Origin of the sequence: Pseudomonas asiatica (assembly GCF_040214835.1) — a bacterium.
Lineage (GTDB): Bacteria > Pseudomonadota > Gammaproteobacteria > Pseudomonadales > Pseudomonadaceae > Aquipseudomonas > Aquipseudomonas putida_Z.
In genome coordinates, this window is sequence record NZ_CP157874.1 from 5,366,970 (window position 1) to 5,392,580 (window position 25,611).

The 25,611-nt window shown below is 63.9% G+C and carries 21 protein-coding genes and 1 riboswitch; of the genes, 12 read left to right on the forward strand and 9 right to left on the reverse strand.

Features of this window, described 5'->3' with window-relative positions; all coding sequences use genetic code 11:
* Positions 1 to 10: 10 nt before the first annotated feature.
* Both epd and tkt read right to left on the reverse strand, forming a co-directional pair.
* Positions 11 to 1,072, reverse strand: coding sequence for an erythrose-4-phosphate dehydrogenase (epd, locus tag ABNP31_RS23960; protein WP_013974502.1), 1,062 nt, complete (start codon positions 1,070 to 1,072; stop codon positions 11 to 13).
* 180 nt (positions 1,073 to 1,252) lie between these two features.
* Positions 1,253 to 3,250 (reverse strand): transketolase, encoded by a 1,998-nt coding sequence (gene tkt, locus ABNP31_RS23965; protein ID WP_085614690.1) that lies wholly within the window; start codon positions 3,248 to 3,250, stop codon positions 1,253 to 1,255.
* A gap of 344 nt (positions 3,251 to 3,594) precedes the next feature.
* Here tkt and ABNP31_RS23970 point away from each other — a divergent pair, with 344 nt between their 5' ends.
* The 4 genes from ABNP31_RS23970 (at position 3,595) to ABNP31_RS23985 (ending at position 8,167) form a co-directional block, all read left to right on the forward strand.
* Positions 3,595 to 4,587 carry an ArsR/SmtB family transcription factor gene (locus ABNP31_RS23970; protein WP_025340884.1) on the forward strand — a complete coding sequence of 331 codons (993 nt, stop codon included), beginning with the start codon at positions 3,595 to 3,597 and terminating at the stop codon, positions 4,585 to 4,587.
* Positions 4,588 to 4,605: 18 nt separating this feature from the next.
* Positions 4,606 to 5,796 (forward strand): methionine adenosyltransferase, encoded by a 1,191-nt coding sequence (gene metK / locus ABNP31_RS23975; protein WP_015272060.1) that lies wholly within the window; start codon positions 4,606 to 4,608, stop codon positions 5,794 to 5,796.
* Positions 5,797 to 5,941: 145 nt separating this feature from the next.
* Positions 5,942 to 7,642 carry an NAD-dependent DNA ligase LigB gene (gene ligB / locus ABNP31_RS23980; protein ID WP_350012833.1) on the forward strand — a complete coding sequence of 567 codons (1,701 nt, stop codon included), beginning with the start codon at positions 5,942 to 5,944 and terminating at the stop codon, positions 7,640 to 7,642.
* A 132-nt stretch (positions 7,643 to 7,774) separates the two neighbouring features.
* Positions 7,775 to 8,167 carry a DUF1090 domain-containing protein gene (locus tag ABNP31_RS23985; protein ID WP_085614684.1) on the forward strand — a complete coding sequence of 131 codons (393 nt, stop codon included), beginning with the start codon at positions 7,775 to 7,777 and terminating at the stop codon, positions 8,165 to 8,167.
* A 157-nt stretch (positions 8,168 to 8,324) separates the two neighbouring features.
* Here ABNP31_RS23985 and ABNP31_RS23990 read toward each other — a convergent pair whose 3' ends face one another.
* Positions 8,325 to 8,771: a c-type cytochrome gene (locus tag ABNP31_RS23990; protein ID WP_085663508.1), complete on the reverse strand. Its 447-nt coding sequence runs from the start codon at positions 8,769 to 8,771 to the stop codon at positions 8,325 to 8,327.
* Positions 8,772 to 8,890: 119 nt separating this feature from the next.
* Between ABNP31_RS23990 and mltA the strand changes: the two genes are divergently transcribed.
* Positions 8,891 to 10,042, forward strand: coding sequence for a murein transglycosylase A (mltA, locus tag ABNP31_RS23995; protein WP_085663507.1), 1,152 nt, complete (start codon positions 8,891 to 8,893; stop codon positions 10,040 to 10,042).
* Between the two features lie 126 nt (positions 10,043 to 10,168).
* Here the strand turns inward: mltA and ABNP31_RS24000 are convergent, their stop codons facing one another.
* Complete coding sequence (locus ABNP31_RS24000) at positions 10,169 to 10,555, reverse strand: MAPEG family protein (RefSeq protein ID WP_085663506.1); 387 nt, start codon at positions 10,553 to 10,555, stop codon at positions 10,169 to 10,171.
* Between the two features lie 28 nt (positions 10,556 to 10,583).
* The gene (locus ABNP31_RS24005; protein ID WP_025340890.1) at positions 10,584 to 11,417 is read right to left on the reverse strand and encodes an EamA family transporter; all 834 of its coding nucleotides are present in this window, start codon (positions 11,415 to 11,417) and stop codon (positions 10,584 to 10,586) included.
* Positions 11,418 to 11,737: 320 nt separating this feature from the next.
* Between ABNP31_RS24005 and ABNP31_RS24010 the strand changes: the two genes are divergently transcribed.
* A complete protein-coding gene (locus tag ABNP31_RS24010) occupies positions 11,738 to 12,973 on the forward strand; it encodes a cation:proton antiporter (protein WP_085663504.1) in 1,236 nt (411 codons plus the stop codon).
* A 116-nt stretch (positions 12,974 to 13,089) separates the two neighbouring features.
* On the opposite strand, the gene ABNP31_RS24015 is transcribed toward ABNP31_RS24010, so the two are convergent.
* A complete protein-coding gene (locus ABNP31_RS24015) occupies positions 13,090 to 13,491 on the reverse strand; it encodes an acyl-CoA thioesterase (protein ID WP_003257757.1) in 402 nt (133 codons plus the stop codon).
* Positions 13,492 to 13,669: 178 nt separating this feature from the next.
* A riboswitch (S-adenosyl-L-homocysteine riboswitch) is annotated at positions 13,670 to 13,766 on the forward strand.
* A gap of 20 nt (positions 13,767 to 13,786) precedes the next feature.
* Here ABNP31_RS24015 and ahcY point away from each other — a divergent pair.
* The 5 genes from ahcY (at position 13,787) to ABNP31_RS24040 (ending at position 20,444) form a co-directional block, all read left to right on the forward strand.
* Positions 13,787 to 15,196, forward strand: a complete 1,410-nt coding sequence (gene ahcY, locus ABNP31_RS24020; RefSeq protein WP_025340892.1) for an adenosylhomocysteinase — start codon at positions 13,787 to 13,789, stop codon at positions 15,194 to 15,196.
* A 166-nt stretch (positions 15,197 to 15,362) separates the two neighbouring features.
* Entirely contained in the window at positions 15,363 to 16,208 is an 846-nt protein-coding gene (metF, locus tag ABNP31_RS24025; RefSeq protein ID WP_025340893.1) for a methylenetetrahydrofolate reductase [NAD(P)H], read from the forward strand.
* A 92-nt stretch (positions 16,209 to 16,300) separates the two neighbouring features.
* Positions 16,301 to 17,377, forward strand: coding sequence for a hypothetical protein (locus tag ABNP31_RS24030; protein WP_085614672.1), 1,077 nt, complete (start codon positions 16,301 to 16,303; stop codon positions 17,375 to 17,377).
* Between the two features lie 166 nt (positions 17,378 to 17,543).
* Positions 17,544 to 18,332, forward strand: a complete 789-nt coding sequence (locus tag ABNP31_RS24035; RefSeq protein WP_085663502.1) for a substrate-binding periplasmic protein — start codon at positions 17,544 to 17,546, stop codon at positions 18,330 to 18,332.
* 219 nt (positions 18,333 to 18,551) lie between these two features.
* Positions 18,552 to 20,444 carry a DEAD/DEAH box helicase gene (locus ABNP31_RS24040; protein WP_350012834.1) on the forward strand — a complete coding sequence of 631 codons (1,893 nt, stop codon included), beginning with the start codon at positions 18,552 to 18,554 and terminating at the stop codon, positions 20,442 to 20,444.
* Positions 20,445 to 20,583: 139 nt separating this feature from the next.
* On the opposite strand, the gene ABNP31_RS24045 is transcribed toward ABNP31_RS24040, so the two are convergent.
* The 3 genes from ABNP31_RS24045 to ABNP31_RS24055 form a co-directional block, all read right to left on the reverse strand.
* Entirely contained in the window at positions 20,584 to 21,162 is a 579-nt protein-coding gene (locus ABNP31_RS24045; RefSeq protein WP_350012835.1) for a YceI family protein, read from the reverse strand.
* Positions 21,163 to 21,196: 34 nt separating this feature from the next.
* A complete protein-coding gene (locus ABNP31_RS24050; protein WP_025340898.1) occupies positions 21,197 to 21,748 on the reverse strand; it encodes a cytochrome b in 552 nt (183 codons plus the stop codon).
* A gap of 273 nt (positions 21,749 to 22,021) precedes the next feature.
* On the reverse strand, positions 22,022 to 23,896 hold the full coding sequence (locus ABNP31_RS24055; RefSeq protein ID WP_085663501.1) for a flavin monoamine oxidase family protein: 1,875 nt from the start codon (positions 23,894 to 23,896) through the stop codon (positions 22,022 to 22,024).
* A 265-nt stretch (positions 23,897 to 24,161) separates the two neighbouring features.
* On the opposite strand from ABNP31_RS24055, the gene ABNP31_RS24060 reads away from it, so the two are divergent.
* The gene (locus ABNP31_RS24060) at positions 24,162 to 25,568 is read left to right on the forward strand and encodes an adenosylmethionine--8-amino-7-oxononanoate transaminase (protein ID WP_085663500.1); all 1,407 of its coding nucleotides are present in this window, start codon (positions 24,162 to 24,164) and stop codon (positions 25,566 to 25,568) included.
* The last annotated feature ends 43 nt before the right edge of the window (positions 25,569 to 25,611 follow it).

A 25,611-nucleotide genomic window follows, 5' to 3' on the forward strand; every position in this document is an offset into this window, starting at 1 on the left:
ATGCAGTCCTTCAGGGCTGTTTGTTGCGGGTTGGGTGGACGACGTGCAGATAGTGTTCGGCAACGTCGAGCATACGGTTGGCGAACCCCCATTCGTTGTCGAACCAGGCCAGCAGGTTCACCAGGCGGGGGCCGGAAACACGGGTCTGGCTGGCATCGACGATCGCCGAATGCGGGTCATGGTTGAAATCACAGCTGGCGTGGGGCAACTCGGTGTAGGCCAGCAAGCCTTTCAGCGGGCCTTCCAGCGCCGCCTCGCGCAGCACCCGGTTGACTTCGGCCGCGCTGGTATCGCGGGCGGTCTGCAGGGTGATGTCCAGGCACGAGACGTTGACGGTCGGTACGCGTACCGCTTTGGCCTGGATTCGCCCGGCAAGTTCCGGAAGCAGGCGCTCGATGCCACGCGCCAGACCAGTGGACACCGGGATCACCGACTGGAAGGCCGAGCGCGTGCGGCGCAGGTCTTCGTGGTGGTAGGCGTCGATCACCGGCTGGTCGTTCATCGCCGAGTGGATGGTGGTGATCTGCACGTACTCGATGCCGAATGCCTGGTCCAGCACGCGCAGCAGCGGCACACCGCAGTTGGTGGTGCACGATGCGTTGGACACCAGGCGCTCGTTGCCGGTCAGGCAGGCCTGGTTGACGCCGTAGACCACCGTGGCATCGACGTCGGCCTCGCTGGCCATTGGCTGCGAGAACAGCACCCGCGGCGCGCCGGCGTCGAGGAAACGCTGGCCATCGGCGCGGGTGTGGTAGGCGCCGGAGCACTCCAGCACCAGGTCGATGTCCAGGGCGGCCCAGTCGATGCCTTCGGGGGTGGCACTGCGCATCACCTTCACGCAGTCGCCATTGATATGCAGACAGTCGCCATCGACCTTCACCTCACCGGGGAAACGCCCGTGGGTGGAGTCGAAGCGTGTCAGGTATTCCAGGCTGGCCTGGTCGGCCAGGTCGTTCAGCGCGACGATCTCGAAACCGGCCTTTGCCCCCCGCTCGAACAGCGCGCGCAGGACACAGCGGCCGATACGGCCATAACCGTTGAGTGCAACTTTGTAGGGACGCAGGTGGGGCATTCGTTGGCTCGCTAACGCATGATGGCTGTTGGGGCCGCATTGCGGCCCATCGCGACACAAGGCCGCTCCTACAAGGAGCTGCATGCGCAGTACCCTGTAGGAGCGGCCTTGTGTCGCGATGGAGGGCGAAGCCCTCCCCCTTGCACGACCTGGAGGGCGTCACTGCCCTCCATTGATTCATCAGTCTTCCAGCAGCTCTTCGGCAGTACCGAGGATGTTCTCCAGGGTGAAGCCGAACTCTTCGAACAGTGCCGAAGCCGGCGCCGACTCACCGTAGGTGGTCATGCCGATGATACGACCTTCCAGGCCGACGTACTTGTACCAGAAGTCGGCGTGAGCGGCTTCGATGGCGATACGCGCACCTACTTCCAGCGGCAGCACGGACTGCTTGTAGGCAGCGTCCTGGGCATCGAACACGCTGGTGCACGGCATGGAAACCACGCGCACCTTGCGGCCTTGTTCGGTCAGCTTGGCGTGCGCCTGAACAGCCAGGCCCACTTCGGAACCGGTGGCGATCAGGATCAGCTCAGGCTCGCCGGCGCAGTCCTTGAGCACGTAGCCGCCGCGGCTGATGTCGGCGATCTGCTGGGCGTCGCGGTCCTGGTGCTGCAGGTTCTGGCGCGAGAAGATCAGCGCCGAAGGGCCGTCCTTGCGCTCCAGGGCGTTTTTCCAGGACACGGCGGATTCCACCGCGTCGGCTGGGCGCCAGGTGTCCAGGTTCGGCGTGCTGCGCAGGCTGGTCAATTGCTCGATCGGCTGGTGAGTCGGGCCGTCTTCGCCCAGGCCGATGGAGTCGTGGGTGTAGACGTGGATCACGCGCTGCTTCATCAGTGCCGACATGCGCACGGCGTTACGGGCGTATTCCATGAACATCAGGAAGGTCGCGCCGTAAGGCACCAGGCCACCGTGCAGGGCAACGCCGTTCATGATGGCGGTCATGCCGAACTCGCGCACGCCATAGAACACGTAGTTGCCGCTGGCGTCGTTGGCTTCTACACCCTTGCAGCCCTTCCACAGGGTCAGGTTGGAGCCGGCCAGGTCGGCCGAACCGCCGAGGAACTCTGGCAGCAGCGGGCCGAAGGCGTTCAGGGCGTTCTGGCTGGCCTTGCGGCTGGCGATGGTTTCGCCCTTGGCGGCCACTTCGTTGATGTAGGCCTGGGCCTTCTCGCTGAAGTCGGCCGGCAGCTCGCCGCTGTCACGGCGCTTGAACTCGGCAGCCAGCTCCGGGTAGGCCTTGGCGTAGGCGTCGAAACGCTGGTTCCAGTCGGCTTCGGCCTTGGCACCGGCAGCCTTGGCGTCCCACTCGGCGTAGATCTCGGCCGGGATTTCGAACGGGCCGTGGTTCCAGTTCAGTTCCTTGCGGGCCAGGGCGATTTCGTCGTTGCCCAGCGGTGCACCGTGGCAGTCTTCCTTGCCCTGCTTGTTCGGCGAGCCGAAACCGATGATGGTCTTGCAGCAGATCAGGGTCGGGCGATCGCTCTTGCGAGCGGTCTCGATGGCGGTCTTGATCTCGTCGGCGTCATGGCCGTCGACGTTGCGGATCACCTGCCAGTTGTACGCTTCGAAGCGCGCCGGGGTGTTGTCGGTGAACCAGCCGTGCACTTCGCCGTCGATGGAAATGCCGTTGTCGTCGTAGAAGGCGATCAGCTTGTTCAGGCCCAGGGTGCCGGCCAGCGAAGCGACTTCGTGGGAGATACCTTCCATCATGCAGCCGTCGCCGAGGAACACGTAGGTGTTGTGGTCGACGATGTTGTGGCCGTCACGGTTGAACTGGGCGGCGAGCACTTTTTCGGCCAGGGCGAAGCCCACGGCGTTGGCGATACCCTGGCCGAGCGGGCCGGTGGTGGTCTCGACGCCTGGGGTGTAGCCGTATTCCGGGTGGCCCGGGGTGCGGCTGTGCAGCTGGCGGAAGCCTTTGATGTCATCGATGGTGACGTCGTAGCCGGTCAGGTGCAGCAGCGAGTAGATCAGCATCGAACCGTGGCCGTTGGACAGCACGAAGCGGTCACGGTCGGCGAAACTCGGGTTGCTCGGGTTGTGCTTCAGATAGTCGCGCCAAAGCACTTCGGCGATATCCGCCATGCCCATGGGGGCACCTGGGTGGCCGCTGTTGGCCTTTTGCACGGCATCCATGCTGAGGGCACGAATGGCGTTGGCACGTTCACGACGGCTGGGCATCGCTGATCTCCTGGGGGGCTTGAATAGGTGGTGTCACGAAAAAAGGCGGCCATTTTCGCCCACTGGGGGGGCTTGGGGCAATGACGTATGGTCGCAGTCGGGGGATTTTCCTCTGATTGGCACTGATTTCGGGGCAAAATCTGGAAATCGGTGCCGGCTTCTTCGCGGGTGAACCCGCTCCCACAGGTTCAGCACTGCCCTCAGCCTTGGTGCGACCCTGTGGGAGCGGGTTCACCCGCGAAGAGGCCCGAAAGGGCAACCCCGCACTCCGCCCATCAGCCAATATCAAAACTTTTTGATATTGGCCTTGCTAGGGCAACGATGCCTGTCTAGACTGCCGCACCATGAACCTCCGTGCGCAATCGATCCCCGAGCAACGCGAAGCATTGGCTGCCCTGTGCAAAGCCAGTGGCGACGAGTTGCGCCTGAACGTATTGCGCGCCCTGGCCAACGACTCGTTCGGCGTGCTGGAGCTGGCGCAGATCTTCGACGTGGGCCAGTCGGGCATGAGCCACCACCTGAAGGTACTGGCCCAGGCCGAGCTGGTGGCGACCCGCCGCGAGGGCAATGCCATTTTCTACCGCCGCGCCCTGCCCGACAGCCTGCGCCTGGGCGGTCGGCTGCACGCGGCGCTGCTCGAAGAAGTGGACGACCTGGCCCTGCCGCCTGACGTGCAGGCGCGCATCGCCCAGGTGCAGCAACGCCGCGCAGCCACCAGCCAGGACTTCTTCCTGCGCGTGGAAGAGAAATTCCGCGCCCAGCAAGACCTGATCGCCGGCCTGCCGCAGTACCGCGAAAGCCTGCTGGCGCTGCTCGACAAACTGAATTTCGACCCGGCCGCCAGCGCCCTCGAGGTCGGCCCCGGTGACGGTGGCTTCCTGCCCGACCTGGCCCGGCGCTTCGCCCAGGTCACCGCCCTGGACAACAGCCCGACCATGCTCGAACTGGCGCGCCAGGTGTGCCAGCGCGAAGGGCTCGACAACGTGAACCTGCAGTTGGCCGATGCACTGGGTGCAACGGATGTGGCCGCCGACTGCGTTGTGCTGAACATGGTGCTGCACCATTTCAGCGACCCGGCCCTGGCCTTGCGCCAGCTGGCCAAACGGGTGAAGGCAGGCGGCAGCCTGCTGGTAACCGAACTGTGCAGCCATGACCAGGGGTGGGCGCGCGAAGCCTGCGGCGACCTGTGGCTTGGCTTCGAACAGGACGACCTGGCCCGTTGGGCCAACGCCGCCGGGCTGGCCCCCGGGGACAGCCTGTACGTGGGCTTGCGTAACGGTTTCCAGATTCAGGTCCGCCATTTCCAGCGGACGGCTGGCGACATACAACATCGGTAAATTTCAGGAACCTTCGAGATGAGCGAATACTCCCTTTTCACCTCCGAGTCCGTGTCCGAAGGGCATCCGGACAAGATCGCCGACCAGATTTCGGACGCCGTCCTTGATGCCATCATCGCCCAGGACAAATACGCCCGCGTAGCCTGCGAAACCCTGGTCAAGACCGGTGTCGCCATCATCGCCGGCGAAGTCACCACCTCCGCCTGGGTCGACCTGGAAGAGCTGGTGCGCAAGGTCATCATCGACATCGGCTACAACAGCTCCGACGTCGGTTTCGACGGCGCCACCTGCGCCGTGATGAACATCATCGGCAAGCAGTCGGTGGACATCGCCCAGGGCGTCGACCGCTCCCGCCCGGAAGACCAGGGCGCCGGTGACCAGGGCCTGATGTTCGGCTACGCCAGCAACGAGACCGACGTGCTGATGCCGGCACCGATCTGCTTCTCGCACCGTCTGGTCGAGCGCCAGGCCGAAGCGCGCAAATCGAAACTGCTGCCATGGCTGCGCCCGGACGCCAAGTCGCAGGTCACCTGCCGTTACGAAAATGGCAAGGTGGTCGGTATCGACGCCGTGGTGCTGTCGACCCAGCACAACCCTGAGGTTTCGCAGAAAGACCTGCAGGAAGCCGTGATGGAGCTGATCGTCAAGCACACCCTGCCTGCCGAACTGCTGCACAAGGGCACCCAGTACCACATCAACCCGACCGGCAACTTCATCATCGGTGGCCCGGTGGGCGACTGCGGCCTGACCGGGCGCAAGATCATCGTCGACTCCTACGGCGGCATGGCCCGCCATGGTGGTGGCGCGTTCTCCGGCAAGGACCCGTCCAAGGTCGACCGTTCCGCCGCCTACGCCGGCCGCTACGTGGCCAAGAACATCGTTGCCGCCGGCCTGGCCGAGCGTTGCGAGATCCAGGTGTCGTACGCCATCGGCGTGGCCCAGCCGACCTCCATCTCGATCAACACCTTCGGTACCGGCAAGGTCTCCGACGACAAGATCATCCAGCTGGTGCGCGAGTGCTTCGACCTGCGTCCTTACGCCATCACCACCATGCTCGACCTGCTGCACCCGATGTACCAGGAAACCGCTGCCTACGGCCACTTCGGCCGTACCCCGCAGCAGAAGACGGTCGGCGACGACACCTTCACCACCTTCACCTGGGAGCGCACCGACCGCGCCCAGTCGCTGCGTGACGCTGCCGGCCTGTAAGTTTCCTACAGCGCTGGACGAAAGCCCCTGCCGAGCAATCGGCAGGGGCTTTTTTGTGACATATGGGCTGACAAACGCTGCATGGCGACCCGCACGCTACCTGCCTAGGCTGAGGGTTCCCACCCGCCATGCAAGGATGCTGGCCATGCCGCTTATGCTGCTATTCGCCGTACTGCTCGCACTCCAAGCCCCATTGATTTGGGCCAGCCAATGCCCCAACTGGAACCCGCAACAAGTTGAAACTGAAGTGGCCCAACTGCGTGCCACGCTCGCCCACTGGGACGACCACTACCATCGCCAGGGCATTGCGCTCGTACCCGATGAGCTCTATGACCAGAGCCGCCAGCGCCTGGCGCACCTGCAGCAATGCTTTGGCATCGCGGCCACCCCGTCCCCGCTGGCCAGCGCTGGCGGGCCAATCCCGCATCCGGTGCCACATACCGGCGTCGACAAGCTGGCCGACCGCCTGGCTGTAGAACGCTGGCTGGCCGGCAAGGCCGACGTCTGGGTGCAGCCAAAGGTCGATGGCGTAGCGGTATCCCTCATCTACCGACAGGGCCGGCTGGTGCAGTTGATCAGCCGGGGGGACGGCGTGCAGGGGTACGACTGGAGCCGCCACATCCCCCTGCTCGACGCAATCAACCGGCAGCTGCCCCAGGCCATCGACCTGCAACTGCAGGGCGAACTTTACCTGCGCCTGGATACGCATGTGCAAGCCCAGGCAGGCAGCGCCAATGCCCGAGGGACGGTTGCCGGGCTGCTGGCTCGCAAGCAGCTGAGTGGTGAGCAAGGCGAGCGCATCGGCCTGTTCGTGTGGGACTGGCCGCAAGGCCCCGAGCAGCAGGCCGAACGCCTCGCGAAGTTGGCGGAACTGGGCTTTGCGCACAGCCAGGATTACAGCGTCGCCATAGAAACAGCGGACGATGCCGCGCACTGGCGTGAGTACTGGTACCGCTCACCCCTGCCCTTCGCCACCGATGGCGTGGTGTTGCGCCAAGGCGTCCGGCCGCCGGCCGAGCGCTGGCAGGCCAAGGCACCCTACTGGATCGCGGCGTGGAAGCACCCGTACACGCAGGCCCTGGCCGAAGTGCGCGAAGTACGCTTCCGCGTTGGCCGCACAGGCAGGGTCACGCCAGTGTTGCACGTGCTGCCAGTTACCCTGGATGACCGACGAATCACCCAGGTGAGCCTGGGCTCGCTGGCTCGCTGGCTCAAGCTCGACATCCGCCCCGGTGACCAAGTGGCCGTCAGCCTTGCCGGGCTGACCATCCCGCGCCTGGAGCAAGTGGTGCACCGCGCCGCCGAGCGCCAACCGGTAACCGCACCAGCGCCCGGCCAACATCATGCCCACAGTTGCTGGCAGGCCAGCGAAGGCTGCGAGGACCAGTTCATCGCCCGCCTCACCTGGCTCAGCGGCAAGCAGGGGCTGGCCCTGCCGCGCACCGGCCCCGGCACCTGGCGCCGACTGGTGGCTGCCGGGCTGGTGACCTCGATGATCGACTGGCTGCATCTGGATGCCGAGCGCCTGGGCCAGGTAGCCGGTATCAGTGACGCAACGGCTGCGCAGTTGCTGGGCAGTTTCGAGCAAGCCCGCTCACGACCCTTTGCCCAATGGCTGCGCGGGCTGGGCGCGCCCACCCCCACCGGCATGCAGGTGACAGGCGACTGGCTGGAGCTTGCTGCCCGCACAAACCTTGAATGGCAAGCCATGCCCGGTATCGGCGAAAAGCGCGGTCAACAGCTTGCAGGATTTTTTGCGACCACCGAGGTTCAAGCCATTGCAACGCAGCTGGCCAAGGCAGGGATCGACGGATTCCGGATCGACAGGCAAAGCATCGAGCAATGATTATTTACCAATTTACCCGTAGGAAAATCCCGAGATTAAGCCGGAAAACCCCAACAAGGGTTTCTAAATGGGCAAAACCAAGGCAGGATTTCCCCCAACTTTTGCTGCCCCGCCCCGTCAAGGAGGCTTTTCATGAAACGTATTTCGACCCTTTTCCTGCTCGCGACACTGGGCCTGGCCGCTGGCGCCGTACAAGCCGCCCAGCCGGATGCCGGCCTGACCGGTTGCGCCGCCAAGCGTAGCGCCATTGAGAACCAGTTGAAGATTGCCCGTGACCACGGCAACAACGATCAGGCCGCGGGGCTTGAAGAGGCACTGCGAGGGGTCGACAACTGCACCGATGCCGGCCTGCGCAAGGAACGTGAGCAGAAGGTGCTCGACGCCCGTCACGAAGTGGCGCAGCGGGAAAAGGACTTGAAGAAAGCCGAGAAGAAAGGCGATTCGGAGAAGATCAACAAGCGCAAGGACAAGCTGGCAGAGTCGCGCAAGGAACTGCAGGAAGCGGTGGAAGATCTGGATCGCTGAGGCCCCGACCGGGCAAACGCGATCATTGTAGGAGCGGCCTTGTGTCGCGATGGGCCGCAAAGCGGCCCCGGCGATTTGTGCATCAGCTGAAATCCTGGGGCCGCTGCGCAGCCCTATCGCGACACAAGGCCGCTCCTACACAGGGCAATGCAGTCCATCAATGATTGCGGAATTCCGTATGACAGGCCTTGCAAGCCGCTTCGACCTTGTCCATCGGCACCTTCAGCTGAGCAGCGTCCAGCGGCTGGCTGCGGGTGACATCGACCAGTTCGCCAGTGACGCCTTCCAGCTGCCGGGCCAGGTCATGAAAGCGTGCCTGACGCTCCCATACCTCGGCACGCGCGCTACTGTCGCCACCATCACGCGCCTGTGGGAAGTGCTGCCAGGGCTGGTGCGAAAGGTTGTCCAGCTTCAGCGCACCGTCGGCAAACTTCACCCCGTCGAACGGCAACCGCCCACGCAACATGCCGCCCAGGTCTTCGCTTGTCTTGAGCATGTCCTTGAAGATCACCTTGCGCTTGCCCAGCGGGGAGTTCGGGTCAACCCGGTCACAACCACCCAAGGCCAGTGCGGCCAACAGAACAACGGTCAATCGCTTCAACATCACGGTCACTTCGGCCTACGCAAATGGGCGGCCAGTATCGCTGCCCAGCGGCCAAAGACCAATAGCCACATAAAAAACAGGGGCGAATATCCGTGTTCACCCATGACAGGAACGTACTCATGAAATCTGCCCTGCGCCATCTGGCCTGGACACTCCCGGCGCTGGCCCTGCTGGCCGGCTGCAACGGTGGCGAAAGCGCCAAACCTGAGCCCCATGCCATCGCCACCTACGCCAATGCCACCTGGCAGGACCTGCCTGCCGTCAGCGACAGCGACCTGGTGGCGGGTTTCCAGGCCTGGCGCAACGGCTGTGAAAAGCTCAAGCGCGACACCGTCTGGGCCAGCACCTGCGAAGCAGCCGCCAGCGTGCCCGACAATGCCTTGCAGGTGCGCGCCTTCCTGCAACAGAACCTGCAGGTATACGGCCTGCGTTCGGCCGAAAACAATGCCAACGGCCTGATCACCGGTTACTACGAACCGGTCTACCCTGGCAGCCTGAGCCAATCGGCAACCAACCACGTGGCGGTCTACGGCATCCCCGACGACATGATCGTGGTCGACCTGGCCAGCGTGTACCCCGAACTCAAGGGCAAGCGCCTGCGCGGTCGCCTCGATGGCCGGGTGCTAAAGCCTTACGACACCGCCGAGGTGATCAACCGTGACGGCGTCAAGGCACCGGTGCTGGCCTGGCTGACCGACCCGATGGACCTGCAGTTTCTGCAGATTCAGGGTTCCGGCCGGGTACAACTGGAAGACGGGCGCCAGCTGCGCCTGGGTTACGCCGACCAGAACGGCCACCCCTACCGGCCGATCGGGCGCTGGCTGGTGGAACAGGGCCAGTTGAAGAAGGAGGAAGTGAGCATGGGCGCCATTCATGCCTGGGCCCAGGCCAACCCACAACGGGTGCCGGAACTGCTCGCCAGCAACCCCAGCTACGTGTTCTTCAGCACCCGCCCGGACAGCAACGAAGGGCCACGCGGTTCGCTGAACGTACCGCTGACCGCTGGCTACAGCGTGGCCATCGACCGCAAGGTGATTCCGCTGGGCAGCTTGCTGTGGTTGTCCACCACTCGCCCGGACGGTACGCCGGTGGTACGCCCGGTGGGGGCCCAGGATACCGGCGGGGCAATTACTGGCGAGGTGCGCGCGGACCTGTTCTGGGGCACTGGGCCGGAAGCTGGAGAACTGGCCGGGAACATGAAGCAGCAGGGGCAGATCTGGATGCTGTGGCCCAAGGGCAAGCCGCTGCCCGAGGTGCCGAAAGTGCCTTGATCGGCGGTGGATTCTTCGCGGGCTCGTCGGACCGCCGCACCGCCGCTCCCACAGGTACACCACAGGATTCAGGGGCTGTGATGTACCTGTGAGAGCGTGCAAGCCCGCGAAGAAGGCGACGCGGTCTCAGATGGAAACCACGAAGAAGGCCACGATTATCGCCATCCCGGCAAACCACACCAGCGATCGCAGCATGGCCCAGTCGGCCAGGTAACAGATGATGTAGAGCAGCCGGCTGGTGATGTACATCACCCCCAGCACATCCTGGGTCACCTGCTCGGCATTGCCGACGATATCCGCCACCAGCACCGCCGCGGCAAATGCCGGGAAGGCCTCGTAACTGTTCTGCTGGGCAGCATGCGCGCGCCGCGGCAGCCCGGACAGGGTATCCAGGAACGCACGCGGGTCGTGGTTGTCGCGCAGTCGGAAGCGGCCACTACCGGCCTTGGCGATCAACGCGCACAGTGGCGGCAAGAGCAGCGCGATCAGGATGCACCACAGGGCAACAGTCATGGACAGGACTCCTTGTTCAGTCTTCGGGTCAAAGCTTCATTACCAGCATGCCGGCCAACACCAGCCCGCAAGCTAGGAGTCTCGGCCCGCCAAAAGGTTCTTTCAGGTAGCGCATGCCCAGCAGCACCACCAGAATCACACTCAACTCGCGCAACGCCGCCGCTTCGGCCACCGACCCGAGGTGCATGGCCCACAGCACCAGCGCGTAACTGAGCAGTACACACAGCCCCACTGCCAGCCCCAGGCGCCACTGCAGGCGCCAGAACAACACGAACGGCGCACGCCGCGCGACGCTGGCCAGCAACGGGAACGGCCAGGCACTGAGCAAGGTCAGCCACACCAGGTAATCCCAGGGTTTGCCCCACAAGCGCACGGCCTGGCCGTCGAACCAGGTGTAGCAGCCAATACACAGGCCGATCAGGGCAACCACCGGCAGCATCGACCAGGGCAGCCGGTCACCGCCACCGCCCTGCCACAACAGGCAGGCCATGCCACAGGGGATCAGCAGGATGCCGATGATCTGTTGCTGGCTCAGCGATTCGCCGGCAAAGGCCAGGGTCAGCCCCAGCACCACCAGCGGCGACAGCCCGCGCATCAGAGGATAGACCAGCCCCAGGTCGCCCACGCGGTAGGCCTGGATCAACAGGAAGCGGTACAGCTGCTCGGCCAGCGCCGACGCCAGCAGCCAGGGCCAGATGTTGGCCGGCGGTACCTCGACGAAGGGCACCGCCAGCACCGCGAAGGCCAACGCCACCGTATCCATGCTGGCGATCACCAGCAGGCGCTCGCCGCTGAATTTGATCAGGGTATTCCAGGTCGCATGCAGCAGGGCAGCGACCAACACCAGGGAAGTTGCCAGCACGCCTTCTTATCCTTGTGGCTTTTTATGTTGGTGAATATACAGCGCTCGAGGGGACCATTGTGGGAGCGGGCATGCCCGCGAAGAAAGCAACTCGGTGCATGGCACCGGCTTTGCCGGTGTTCGCGGGCATGCCCGCTCCCACAGAGACCGCGCCAGCCTTCGGGTTTTGCACAAGTCAGGGTATGCGATACAACCTTCTGGATGGGAACGTTTCAAACGAATCCGGTCAAACCCTGTGTCCCGAACCCCGCGCCAGGTCATCAAAGAACTGCCCGAGCCATTCGGGTTACGACTTGGAAGCCACTGTTACAGGATTCGGGATGCTTGAACTAGTTGCCGCGTTTATCTGCCTTACCACCCTCCTCACCTATGTAAATTACCGTTTCATCGGCCTGCCCCCTGCCATCGGCGTGATGGTCACGGCGCTGCTGTTTTCCCTGATGCTGCAGGGCTTGAGCCTGATCGGCTTCCCTGGCCTGGAAGCGCGCGTCGAAGGGCTGATGAACCAGATCGACTTCAACGACCTGCTGATGCACTGGATGCTGGCGTTCCTGCTGTTCGCCGGCGCCTTGCACGTCAACCTCTCCGACCTGCGCAGCTACCGCTGGCCCATCGGCCTGCTGGCCACCGTCGGCGTACTGATTGCCACCGTGGTCATCGGCTACCTGTCGCACTGGGTGTTCGCCCTGTTCGGCTGGCAGGTGCCGCTGATCTACTGCCTGCTGTTCGGTGCGCTGATCTCGCCCACCGACCCGATTGCCGTGCTGGGCGCGCTACGTACCGCCAATGCCTCCAAACCGCTGAAAACCACTATCGTCGGCGAGTCGCTGTTCAACGACGGCACTGCGGTGGTGGTGTTCACCGTGTTGCTGGGCATCATCCAGCTGGGCGAGACGCCGAGCATGACCGACACCGCGATCCTGTTCGCCCGCGAGGCCATCGGCGGCGTGGTGTTCGGCGGCCTGATCGGCTACGCCACCTACCGCATGATCAAGAGCGTCGAGCAATATCAGGTGGAAGTGATGCTGACCCTGGCGCTGGTCATCGGCGGCTCGGCGATGTGCTACGAGCTGCACGTTTCGGCGCCGATCGCCATGGTGGTGGCCGGGCTGATCATCGGCAACCTGGGGCGCAACCTGGCAATGAACGACATGACCCGTCGCTACATGGACGGCTTCTGGGAGCTGATCGACGACATGCTCAACGCCTTGCTGTTCGCGTTGATCGGCCTGGAGCTGTTGCTGTTGCCTTTCAACTGGATGCACATGGTAGCCGGCGGCGTGCTGGCGCTGGCGGTGCTACTGTCGCGGTTGCTGACCGTGGCCCCGGCGATCGTGCTGCTGCGCCGCTGGCGCCCGGTGCCCAAGGGCACGGTACGGGTGCTGACCTGGGGTGGCCTGCGCGGTGGGGTGTCGGTTGCCCTGGCACTGTCGCTGCCACTGGGCGAGGAACGTGACCTGCTGCTGTCGATCACCTACATCGTGGTGCTGTCGTCGATCCTGGTGCAGGGGTTGAGCATCGGGCGGGTGGTGCGCAAGGTCAGCGTCCAGCCTTGAGAATGCAGGGGCCGCTTTGCGACCCATCGCGACACAAGGCCGCTCCTGCAGGAGATTGCATTCCCCTGTAGGAGCGGCCTTGTGTCGCGATGGGCTGCAAAGCAGCCCCCGAATGTTCATTCCACTGCAGAATCCGGGAACTGGTCCTGGATGTACTTGATCTCGGTCCGCCCATGCGCCGCCGGCAACCCGTCCTCGCCAAGGTTGACGAAGACCATCTTGTCGACCGTGAGGATGGCCTTGCGGGTGATCTTGTTGCGCACTTCGCACTTGAGGGTGATCGAGGTGCGGCCGAACTCGGTGGCGGTGATGCCCAGCTCGATGATGTCGCCCTGGCGCGAGGCACTGACGAAGTTGATTTCCGATATGTACTTGGTCACCACGCGCTGGTTGCCCAGCTGGACGATGGCGTAGATCGCCGCCTCTTCGTCGATCCAGCGCAACAGGCTGCCACCGAACAAAGTGCCGTTTGGGTTGAGGTCTTCGGGTTTAACCCACTTGCGGGTATGAAAGTTCATCTGTACTCCTGACCTGCTTGGCTAACGTGTAGCAATGATGGCAGAGCGGCCGCTGTCGCTCCATTGAACATCGACTATCGTCGCGATTAATCGACAGAAAACCTTGGGCAAGCCGGCGGGCGCGGCTATAATCTCCGCCGCTTCACATGGCCGCCCACAGCGGCGCCATGCCCGCCACCTGTCCGAGGGGCGCTGCAGCAGGCTAGGCCTGTCAGGCTCGGATGGGGCGTTGCTCGCTCTCGCGGGCGCTTAACGCACAACGGCGCCCATTCGCACACTACGAATGGAGGCTCTCATGAGCGCTGCAAACATGCCTGCTGGTTTTACCGATTACAAAGTCGCCGACATCTCCCTGGCCGCCTGGGGTCGTCGCGAAACCATCATCGCCGAATCGGAAATGCCTGCACTGATGGGCCTGCGTCGCAAGTACCTGGCCGAGCAACCGCTCAAGGGTGCGAAGATCCTGGGCTGCATCCACATGACCATCCAGACCGCCGTGCTGATCGAAACCCTGGTTGCCCTGGGTGCCGAAGTGCGCTGGTCGTCCTGCAACATCTTCTCCACCCAGGACCAGGCCGCCGCGTCCATCGCCGCCGCCGGTATCCCGGTGTTCGCCTGGAAAGGTGAAACCGAGCAAGAGTACGAGTGGTGCCTGGAGCAGACCATCCTCAAGGATGGCCAGCCATGGGACGCCAACATGGTCCTCGACGACGGTGGCGACCTGACCGAGCTGCTGCACAAGAAGTACCCGCAAGTGCTGGAGCGCGTGCACGGCGTGACCGAAGAGACCACCACCGGCGTGCACCGCCTGCTGGACATGCTGGCCAAGGGCGAGCTGAAAGTCCCGGCGATCAACGTCAACGACTCGGTTACCAAGAGCAAGAACGACAACAAGTACGGCTGCCGTCACAGCCTGAACGACGCCATCAAGCGTGGTACCGACCACCTGCTGTCGGGCAAGCAGGCCCTGGTTATCGGCTACGGTGACGTGGGCAAGGGCTCGGCCCAGTCCCTGCGTCAGGAAGGCATGATCGTCAAGGTCACCGAAGTCGACCCGATCTGCGCCATGCAGGCCTGCATGGACGGTTTCGAAGTGGTTTCGCCGTTCATCGACGGTATCAACAACGGCACCGAAGCCAGCATCGACAAGGCCCTGCTGGGCAAGATCGACCTGATCGTGACCACCACCGGTAACGTCAACGTCTGCGACGCCAACATGCTCAAGGCGCTGAAGAAGCGTGCCGTGGTGTGCAACATCGGCCACTTCGACAACGAGATCGACACCGCCTTCATGCGCAAGAACTGGGCCTGGGAAGAGGTCAAGCCGCAGGTGCACAAGATCCATCGCACCGGCGCTGGCAGCTTCGACCCGCAGAACGACGACTACCTGATCCTGCTGGCCGAAGGCCGCCTGGTAAACCTGGGTAACGCCACTGGCCACCCAAGCCGCATCATGGACGGTTCGTTCGCCAACCAGGTACTGGCGCAGATCTTCCTGTTCGAGCAGAAGTTCGCCGACCTGTCGGCCGAGAAGAAAGCCGAGCGCCTGACCGTTGAAGTACTGCCGAAGAAGCTCGACGAAGAAGTGGCCCTGGAAATGGTCCGCGGCTTCGGCGGCGTGGTGACCCAGCTGACCAAGCAGCAGGCCGACTACATCGGTGTCACCGTCGAAGGCCCGTTCAAGCCGCACGCCTACCGCTACTAAGCGGCCAGCTTGAAGCTTCAAGCGGCAATCAAAGGCAGACCATGCCGTTGCCGCTTGCAGCTCAAGCATAAAGGATCTTGAACGATGCCCAAGCCAGGCCGGCCATAACCGATCTGGCTTTTACTTGCAGCCTGCCGCTTGAAGCTTGCTGCCAGAGGAACGCCTGATGTCCCAGGAACGCCGTTACAGTTTCGAGTTCTTCCCGACCAAGACCGATGCCGGTCACGAAAAGCTGATGGGCGTCGCCCGCCAGCTGGCCGCCTACAACCCGGACTTCTTCTCCTGCACCTACGGTGCCGGTGGCTCGACCCGCGACCGCACGCTGAACACCGTGCTGCAGCTGGAAAGCGAAGTGAAGGTACCTGCCGCACCGCACCTGTCGTGCGTAGGCGACACCAAGGCCGAACTGCGCGCCCTGCTGGCCGAATACAAGGCTGCAGGCATCAAGCGCATCGTCGCCCTGCGTGGCGACCTGCCATCGGGCATGGGCATGGCCAGTGGCGAACTGCGCTACGCCAGCGACCTGGTCGAATTCATTCGCCAGGAAACCGCCGATCACTTCCACCTGGAAGTGGCCGCCTACCCGGAGATGCACCCCCAGGCCCGCAACTTCGAGGCTGACCTGGCCAACTTCGTGCACAAGGTCAAGGCCGGTGCCGATAGCGCCATCACCCAGTACTTCTTCAACGCCGACAGCTACTTCTACTTCGTCGAGCGCGCGCAGAAGCTGGGCGTGGACATCCCGGTGGTACCCGGCATCATGCCGATCACCAACTACAGCAAGCTGGCGCGCTTCTCCGACGCCTGTGGCGCCGAGATCCCGCGCTGGATCCGCAAGCAGCTGGAAGCTTATGCCGACGACACCGCCAGCATCCAGGCATTCGGCGAAGAAGTGATCACCCGCATGTGCGAACAGCTGCTGCAAGGCGGCGCACCGGGCCTGCACTTCTACACCTTGAACCAGGCCGAGCCGAGCTTGGCGATCTGGAACAATCTGAAGCTGCCGCGCTGAAATTTTTTGCAAAATCTGTTTAAGATTTGATTAAGGCTTTGGTCATAGACTAAAGCCTTATTCATTTTCCGGTTACACAGGTCTTGCCTGCCATGCAGCCCCTCCAGCCATCGCGTCCACAGCTCGTCTACCTGGCTTTTGGCCCGGCAACCTACCATCAGGAAGCCTGCTTCAGCATCGTCAGCGCCCTCGCCCATCTGGGCACGGCAGCAGGCGAAGCCATGGACATCCAGGTCTACACCGACAACCCGCAGCCCTATGCCGGCCTGCCGGTCACCGTACACCTGCTGGACGAAGCCACGCGTCAGGCATGGAACGCCCCTCACGGTTATCACTTCCGCAGCAAGCATGTGCTGTTGCGTCAGGTGCTGCAGCAACACCCGCTGGCAGTGCTGATCGACACCGACACCTTCTTCCGCAAGTCGCCGCTGGAGCTGTTCGCCCGGGTGGCCCCAGGCCGCCTGCTGTGCAATGCCATCGGTGCGCGCTACGGCAGCAACCAGAAGTGCCTGCTGTACAAGAACCTGCTGGCCATCCTCGAGTCCAGGGGACTGGCCGATTGCCAGATGCCACTGGTCAACTCGGGGGTGATCGGCCTCAGCGCCGAAGACGCCGGCACCCTGGACCGCTCCATCGCCATGATGGACGAGTTCCACCCCCTGGCTCGCGAGGCTTATACCCTCGAGGAGTTCTGCCTGGCGGTGGCAGCCTACCGCACGCTGGAGCTGGCCGAATGCACAGATGTCATCCACCACTACTGGAGCCGCAAGGCGCAGTTCCGCGCCAAGATCCAGGCCTGGCTGCGCAAGCACGGCCATGACCCGCTGAGCCACGCGGCGCTGGCCGACGTGTCCCTGGTCAATGACCAGCTGCCACGGCCGCCGGCCCTGCAACGCCTGGGTTACAAGGCGCTGAGCATGACCCTGCCCAGCCACGAGCGCCAGTTCGCCCGCGAGCTGCTGTATGGCTGCTACCCCTACCCCAATGAGTTCGACCGTGCCTGCGCGCCGGCCTGGTGGGACAAGGCCCTGGAAAACCTCAACGCCCGCCATGGCCACATGGAGCCCGAGCAACTGCGCCAGTGCCTGCGCCACCCGGGGTTGCGCCTGTCACTGGGCGAGCGGCGCAAGGATATCGAAGCGCATCTGCTGAGGTCATCCCACACTTGAGTGAACCTGTGCCGGCCTCTTCGCGGGTAAACCCGCTCCCACAGGATCTCTGCTGGCTTGCAGGCTCGTGCTGTACTTGTGGGAGCGGGTTTACCCGCGAAGAGGCCAGCACAGGAGAACATCATCCTCACTGGCCTTGAACAGGCCGAGCGCGTAATCTCCGGCCATGCCACACGTCGCCCGTCTGTTCTGGATCCTGTTGCTCGCCTGCCTGAGCCCGCTGGCCCTGGGCGAGCGCCTGCGCCTGGTGACCGACGACTGGGCACCCTATGCGTACCAGCGTGACGGCCAGCCGCGCGGCATCGACTACGAAGTCACCACCCAGGTGTTCGAACGCCTTGGCGTCGAGGTGGAGTGGGAGTTCCTGCCATGGAAGCGCTGCCTGGCAATGATCGAGCAGGGCTTGGCCGACGGCATCATGGATATCTTCCAGACCGAGTCGCGCCAGCCCTACCTGGTGTACGCCCCCGAGCCCATGTCGGAGGTCGAGTTCGTCCTGTTCCAGGCCCGCGCACGTCCCCATGCCGTCAAGGCGCTGGATGACCTTGCCGGCCTCACCGTCGGCACCTCACCCGGCTACGCCTATGGTGCCGCGTTCAACGAGGCCGCACATTTCAGGCGCGAAGCCGCGCCTACCCATGAAGCCAACTTCGGCAAACTGATGCTGGGCCGCATCGACCTGGCAATCACCGACCGCAGGGTCGGCCATTACCTGCTGCGGCATCTGGGCCTGCAACAGCAGGTCGAGGAGCTGCCGCTGGTGATCAGCCGCCAGGCGCAGTACCTGGGGCTGGCGCGCAAGCCGGGGCGGGAGGCACTGGCCCAGGCCTTCGCCGTGGAACTGCGGCGCTTCAAGCAGGAACCGGCCTATGCAGCGATCAGCAGCCGCTACACAGGCGACATCGGAAACATTCTCAACGCCGTTGAGCAGCAGGAAAGCAGCACAGCGCGATAGCTCTGTTATACTCGGGCCTTCCCGCCCGGCTCACGCCCGGACGCTCGGCCTCGCAACAGGCATCCCGATCGGCATCGACGCGCCTTCGCGTCCACCCTCCGCTAACCGGATGTGCAGTGAAAGCCCAGCTGGACCGGACGCGATCGCATCCCACCGATGCCCGTCGCGCCAGGCAGAACATCCCAAACGGGCCCAGCCCACACGAGAACAGGATTGCCCATGTCCTTTGCTTCCCTCGGTCTCTCCGAGGCTCTTGTCCGCGCTATCGAGGCTGCGGGCTACACCCAGCCGACCCCCGTGCAACAGCGGGCGATTCCCGCCGTGTTGCAAGGCCGCGACCTGATGGTCGCCGCACAGACAGGTACTGGTAAAACCGGCGGTTTCGCCCTGCCGATCCTCGAGCGCCTGTTCCCGGCCGGCCACCCCGACAAGTCGCAGCGCCATGGCCCGCGCCAACCTCGCGTGCTGGTCCTGACCCCGACCCGCGAACTGGCAGCCCAGGTGCATGACAGCTTCAAGGTCTATGCCCGTGACCTGCCACTGGTCAGCGCCTGCATTTTCGGCGGCGTCGGCATGAACCCGCAGATCCAGGCCATTGCCAAGGGTGTGGACGTGCTGGTCGCCTGCCCGGGCCGCCTGCTCGACCTGGCCGGCCAAGGCAAGGTTGACCTGGCCCACGTGGAAATCCTGGTGCTGGACGAAGCCGACCGCATGCTCGACATGGGCTTCATCCATGACGTCAAGAAGGTCCTCGCCCGCCTGCCGGCCAAGCGCCAGAACCTGTTGTTCTCGGCCACCTTCTCCAAGGACATCACCGACCTCGCCGACAAGCTCCTGCACAACCCGGAGCGTATCGAGGTCACCCCGCCGAACACTACCGTCGAGCGTATCGAGCAGCGCGTCTACCGCCTGCCCGCCAGCCACAAGCGCGCACTGCTGGCGCACCTGATCACCCAGGGTGCCTGGGAACAGGTACTGGTGTTCACCCGCACCAAGCACGGTGCCAACCGCCTGGCCGAGTACCTGGAAAAGCACGGCCTGACCGCCGCCGCGATCCACGGCAACAAGAGCCAGAACGCCCGCACCAAGGCTCTGGCCGACTTCAAGGCCAACAGCGTGCGCGTGCTGGTCGCCACCGACATCGCCGCCCGTGGCCTGGACATCGACCAGTTGCCACACGTGGTCAACTTCGAGCTGCCGAACGTCGAGGAAGACTACGTCCACCGTATCGGCCGTACCGGCCGTGCCGGGCGTTCGGGCGAGGCCATTTCCATGGTCGCGCCGGATGAAGAGAAGCTGCTCAAGAGCATCGAGCGGGTGACCAGGCAGAAGATCCCGGACGGCGACCTGATGGGCTTCGACGCCAGCCAGGTAGAGGCTGAAAAGCCTGAAGTACGCGAACGCCAGCAGAACAACGGCCGTGGTGGCCGCAACCAGCAGGCCCGCGGCGAAGGCGGCAAAGACGCCAACGGCGGCCGCAAGGACAAGGGCAAGGATAAAGGCAAGGCCAAGCAACAGGCTGCTGACAAGCCGGCCGACAAGGAAAAGAGCGGCGACAAGCAACAGCAGCAACGCAAGCCGCGTGACAAGAAGCCGCGCCAGCAGCAACAGCAGGCCAGCAACAGCAGCGTGCCGAAAGTGCCTGTCGACCGTGATCCAGAAGAGTTCCTGGACGACGATATCGACAACTTCGGCAACCGTGCCGACTATGTCAGCCCGTACCAGGGCAAGAACCAGGGCCGCAATCGCCGCCCGGGTGGCAGTGCCGGTCAAGGTCAGGGCCAGGGTAATGGCCAGCGCAGCAACGCCGGTGGCCAGGGTCGCAATAGCGGCCAGCCGCGCAGCAGCGGTGGCGGTGGCGGCGAGAAACGTCCGGCCCGCGCCAACAATGGTGGCGGCGCCCGTCGTGATGGTGGTGGCCGTGGTCGCCCGGCCCGTGACGATGCTGCCCGGCAGGAACCGGCCGTGCGCAACCCGCGCCAGCCGGAAAAACAGCCAGTGATCATCCGCAAGGAGTCCAAGCTCGACCGTTATCCGACGCCAGAGCAACTGGATGACCTGCCGAGCCGCCCGCGCGGTGAGCGCCCGGCGCTGTTGACCCGCAAGGGCTGACAGAAGCACCGAGGGGGCTGCTTCGCAGCCCTATCGCGACACAAGGCCGCTCCTACAGGGTTACGTAATTCCCTGTAGGAGCGGCCTTGTGTCGCGATAGGGCCGCAAAGCGGCCCCCTCAGTCTTCAGCAGGTAAGAATTACTTCTGCTTCACACCTTCAACACTGATATCCAGGTCCAGGGTCTGCGAGGTAGCGCCCGGGCCCTTGATGCCGAAGTCGTTCAGGTTCAGCGTGGTGGTGGCGTTGAAACCAGCGCGCTCGCCGCCCCATGGGTCCTTGCCTTCACCGTTGAAGGTAGCCTTGAAGGTGACCGGCTTGGTCACACCGTGCATGGTCAGGTCGCCAGTCACGTCAGCAGTCTTGTCGCCAGTCGGCTTGACGCTGGTGGAGACGAACTTGGCTTCGGGGTACTTCTTCACGTCGAGGAAGTCGGCGCTGGAAATGTGCTTGTCACGCTCGGCGTGGTTCGACCACAGGCTGGCGGTTTTCAGGTCGACCTTGATCTTGCTGGCTTCAGGCTTGGCGCTGTCCCAGGTGAAGTTACCGTCGAAGTCCTTGAAGGTACCGTGAATGAAGCTGTAGCCCAGGTGGCTGATCTTCCAGTCAACGAACGCGTGCTGGCCTTCCTTGTCGATCTTGTACTCGGCAGCCATGGCCTGGCCGGCGGAGAGCAGAGCGGTACCGAGCGCCAGAGCGGCAAAAGTCTTTTTCAACATCCTTACTTCCTTCCTATGCAATTGAGGTTGAGAGTCAAGCTTTGCGGCCCAGCATGCGGGTCAGGGTCGCGTCACGGTCGATGAAATGGTGCTTGAGCGCTGCCAAGCCATGCAGCACGGCAAAAATCACCAAGCCCCAGGCCAGCCAGAGATGAATCACGCCAGCCAGGTCTGCCTGGTCGGGCAGGTCGCTGACCAGTGCCGGCACTTCGAACAGGCCGAACACCGGAATGCCGACACCGTCGGCGGTAGAAATCAGGTAACCGGCAATCATTACCGCGAACAGCCCCAGGTACAGGGCCAGGTGGCCCAACTTGGCTGCCAGGCGGGTAAGTGCGCCGTGGTTGGCCGGTGCCGGTGGTGGCGGGCTGATGAAGCGCCAGACCACCCGCAGCAGCATCACCGCCAGCAGCACCAGGCCGATGCTCTTGTGCAGGTCCGGGCCGGCCTTGCGCCAAGGGCTGTAGTAGTCGAGGCCGACCATCCACAGGCCCAGGCCGAACAGGCCGAAGACTGCCAGAGCCACGCCCCAGTGCAGGACGATGCTGACCACGCCGTAGCGAGAAGATGAATTGCGCAGTTGCATGTTGACGTGTTTCCCCGTGAAAGCTGTGCACAGACTAACGCGTAACGCATCGAATAAAAGCGTAAAAAATTGCTTTGGTTTATCGAGAAATCCGATATGTATTCTGTAAGCTTCCCATTAAGGAAACATTAACGATAGTTGGGTAATCAGCGGTTGCCAGTGCCGGCGCTTTCGCGGGTAAACCCGCTCCCACAGGGTCGGCGCAGTTCCTGATACATGTGCCGGACCTGTGGGAGCGGGTTTACCCGCGAAAGGGCCGGCACTGTCAATAAATCAACCGGCCTTGGCTTGGGTATTGGCTACAGCTTTCTTGGCCGGTTCGGACTTGGCAGTCGCTTTCTTGGCCTCGGCAGGCTTGTGGGCCGGTTTGTGCGCCGGTGCATGCTTGCCAGATGCAGCCTTGGTAGCAGCAGGCTTGGCCGCCGCCTCCTTGGCCACAGGCGCTGGCGCAACCGGGGCCGGTGCGGCTTGCGGCGCTGGCGCAGGTGCTGGCGCCACTTCCTCGGCCTTGGCAATAGGCTCGGCCTTCACCTCAGGCTTGTCCGCCCAACCAAACAGGCGCTTGAAGAAGCCCGGCTTATCCTGCTTGGCCTCATCGACCGGCTTCGGCTCGGCCTTGACCGGGGCCTTGTCAGCCTTGTCAGCCTTGTCGCCCTTGTCGGAAGAACCACCGAACATGTTGGAGAAGAACCCGCCCTTGCTCTCCTTGGCCGCCACGGCGCCTGCAGCTGCTGCCGCCGCCACCGGTGCCGCCTTGGCCGGGTCGAACGACTTGCCGGCCAGCAGGTCCTGCACCTGGCTGGCCGCGCGCTGGCCACTGCGCAGGGCGCCTTCCAGGGTGCCTGGGTAGAGGGCGTCGGTATGCTCACCGGCAAAGGTGATGCGCTGCACCGGGCGCTCCCACAGGCGCCAGTACTTGCTGATCTGGCCCGGGCCATAGGCCAGGTAGGCGCCGCCGGTACCGGCGTCGGTGCTGTAGCGCTTGACCTCGTAGCCGGTGAACGAGCCACGGGCCTGTGGGTAGAACGCATGCAGGCGGATCAGTACCTGATCGACCATCTGCTTGTCGCCGAACGCCTGCAGCAGACGGGCGTTGTCGCCCGACAGGTTGATCACCACGTTGGCGCCACCCTTGAGCGCGGGTTCGATCCACAGCATGCCCAAGCCTGCGTTACTGAAGATTTCGCCCGACATGCGCGCGCGGCTTTCCCACACCGGCTTCTTGAACTTGAGCATCAGCTGGTCGCGCCAGCCATAGTTGGTGCCCTTCAACGCCGCCAGGTGCTGGCTGTCCAGGCCCGGGGTCATCTGGATCTTGGCCAGGGCGCGCAGGGGCACGGCCATGACCAGGTAATCCGCCTGATAGCCGACGCTGCCGACCTTGACCGTGACACCGTCCTTGTCCTGAACGATGGAGGTCACCGGCGAACTGGTCTTGATGGTCTTCAGTTGCTTGACGAACGCCTGGGCCAGCACCGGGCTGCCGCCGGGCAGGCGCGCGGCACGCAGGTCACGGTCGCTGACGCCGCGATACACGCGGTTCTGCTGGGCAAAGTACAGCAGCGACAGGCGCGATGGCTCATCGTAGCGGGTACGGATCTGCTGGTTGACCAGCTGACGGGCGGTGGTCGGCAGTTGCAGCTTGTCCAGCCAGGTAGAGACGTTGATCTGGTCGAGGGCGAACAGCGTGCTGTTGGCTTGCGGGTTCAGCGGGTCGTCGATCGAACGGGCCAGGTCATCGAGGGTTTTCTCGTAACGTTTGAGCGCATCGGCAGTAGCCGGCTGCTTGGTGGCCAGGTCGGTGGCGCTGAAATACTCGCCGTCGATCAGGTAACCGGGGGTACGCACGAACTCCGGTGCCGGCAGTGTTTCAAGTTTGAAACGGTCGAGGTACTGGTTGAGCACCGGCTGCGCCTTGGCGTTGCCGATCCACTCGCTGGTGGCCAGGCCCGAGCGCCCGCCCATGCCCGCCTTGGCTTCCAGCAGCGTCACCTGCCAGCCTTTGTTCTGCAGCTCGTAGGCAGCCGTCAGGCCCGCCAGGCCGCCACCCACGACGATCGCCGAAGGTGTCTTGTCCTTTGCCAGCGCGGCGCCGCTGGACACACCAATCAATACCAACGCGCACAGGCGCACCCAAGCAGCAGCCATGTCGGCGAACTCCGAGTCAGGGGGTTACAGAAACGAGGAGAGGCAGGAATGCCCCGGGAGAGATGCGTTAAGAATACGTCAGGTCCGCCGACCCTGCCAGCGCAGTGACATCAAGTCCTTTTCGCCACTGACATTTTTGCCTGCAGCGATTCCACGCGGTGGCAAGCTCAGCTGGCAAGCCGATGAGAAGCGGCGGTTGTCCTGCCCTGCGGCATTGCTTAGGCTTACGCGGTCGAACCAAGCCGCAAAGCCAGGAGAAGTGCCCATGGGCCTCAATGATCAGTGGATGCAACGCGACCTAAAGGTCCTGTGGCACCCCTGCACCCAGATGAAAGACCACGAGCAGCTGCCGCTGATCCCGATCAGGCGCGGCGAAGGCGTGTGGCTGGAAGACTTCGAAGGCAAGCGCTACCTGGATGCGGTGAGCAGCTGGTGGGTCAACGTGTTTGGCCACGCCAACCCGCGTATCAACCAGCGCATCAAGGACCAGGTCGACCAGCTGGAGCACGTGATCCTGGCCGGTTTCAGCCACCAGCCGGTGATCGAGCTGTCCGAGCGCCTTGTAGCCATGACCCCCGCCGGCCTCGACCGGGTGTTCTATGCCGACAACGGTTCGTCGTGCATCGAAGTGGCGCTGAAGATGAGCTTCCACTACTGGCAGAACGTCGGCAAACCGGGCAAGAAGCGCTTCGTCACCCTGACCAACAGCTACCACGGCGAAACCATCGCCGCCATGTCGGTCGGTGATGTGCCGCTGTTTACCGAAACCTACAAGGCGCTGCTGCTCGATACCCTCAAGGTGCCCAGCCCCGACTGCTACCTGCGCCCCGAGGGCACGAGCTGGGAAGAGCACTCGCGCACCATGTTCCAGGCCATGGAACAGACCCTGGCCGAGCACCACGCCTCGATCAGCGCGGTGATCGTCGAACCGCTGATCCAGGGTGCCGGCGGCATGCGCATGTACCACCCGGTGTACCTCAAGCTGCTGCGCGAGGCCTGCGACCGCTACGACGTGCACCTGATCCACGACGAGATCGCCGTGGGCTTCGGCCGCACCGGCACCATGTTCGCCTGTGAACAGGCCGGCATTCGCCCGGACTTCCTGTGCCTGTCCAAGGCCCTGACCGGCGGTTACCTGCCGCTGGCCGCCTGCCTGACCACCGACAAGGTGTACCAGGCGTTCTACGACGACTACCCGACCCTGCGCGCGTTCCTCCACTCGCACAGCTACACCGGCAACCCGCTGGCCTGCGCCGCGGCGCTGGCGACCCTGGACATCTTCGAGCAGGACAACGTGATCGAGGCCAACAAGGCCCTGGCCACCCGCATGGCCAGCGCCACCGCGCACCTGGCCGACCACGCACATGTGGCCGAGATTCGCCAGACCGGCATGGCCCTGGCCATCGAGATGGTCCAGGACAAGGCCGGCAAGGTTGCCTACCCGTGGCAGGAACGTCGTGGCCTGAAAGTGTTCGAGCACGCCCTGACGCGTGGCGCCCTGCTGCGCCCGCTGGGCAGCGTGGTGTACTTCCTGCCGCCCTATGTGATTACACCGGAGCAGATCGACTTCCTGGCAGAAGTGGCCAGCGAAGGCATCGACATTGCCACCCGCGATAGCGTCTGCGTGGCCGTACCGGCCAACTTCCACCCCGACTTCCGCGACCCGGGCTAAGCCCGGAAGCCCGCCGCGTACTCTGTGGGAGCGGGTTCACCCG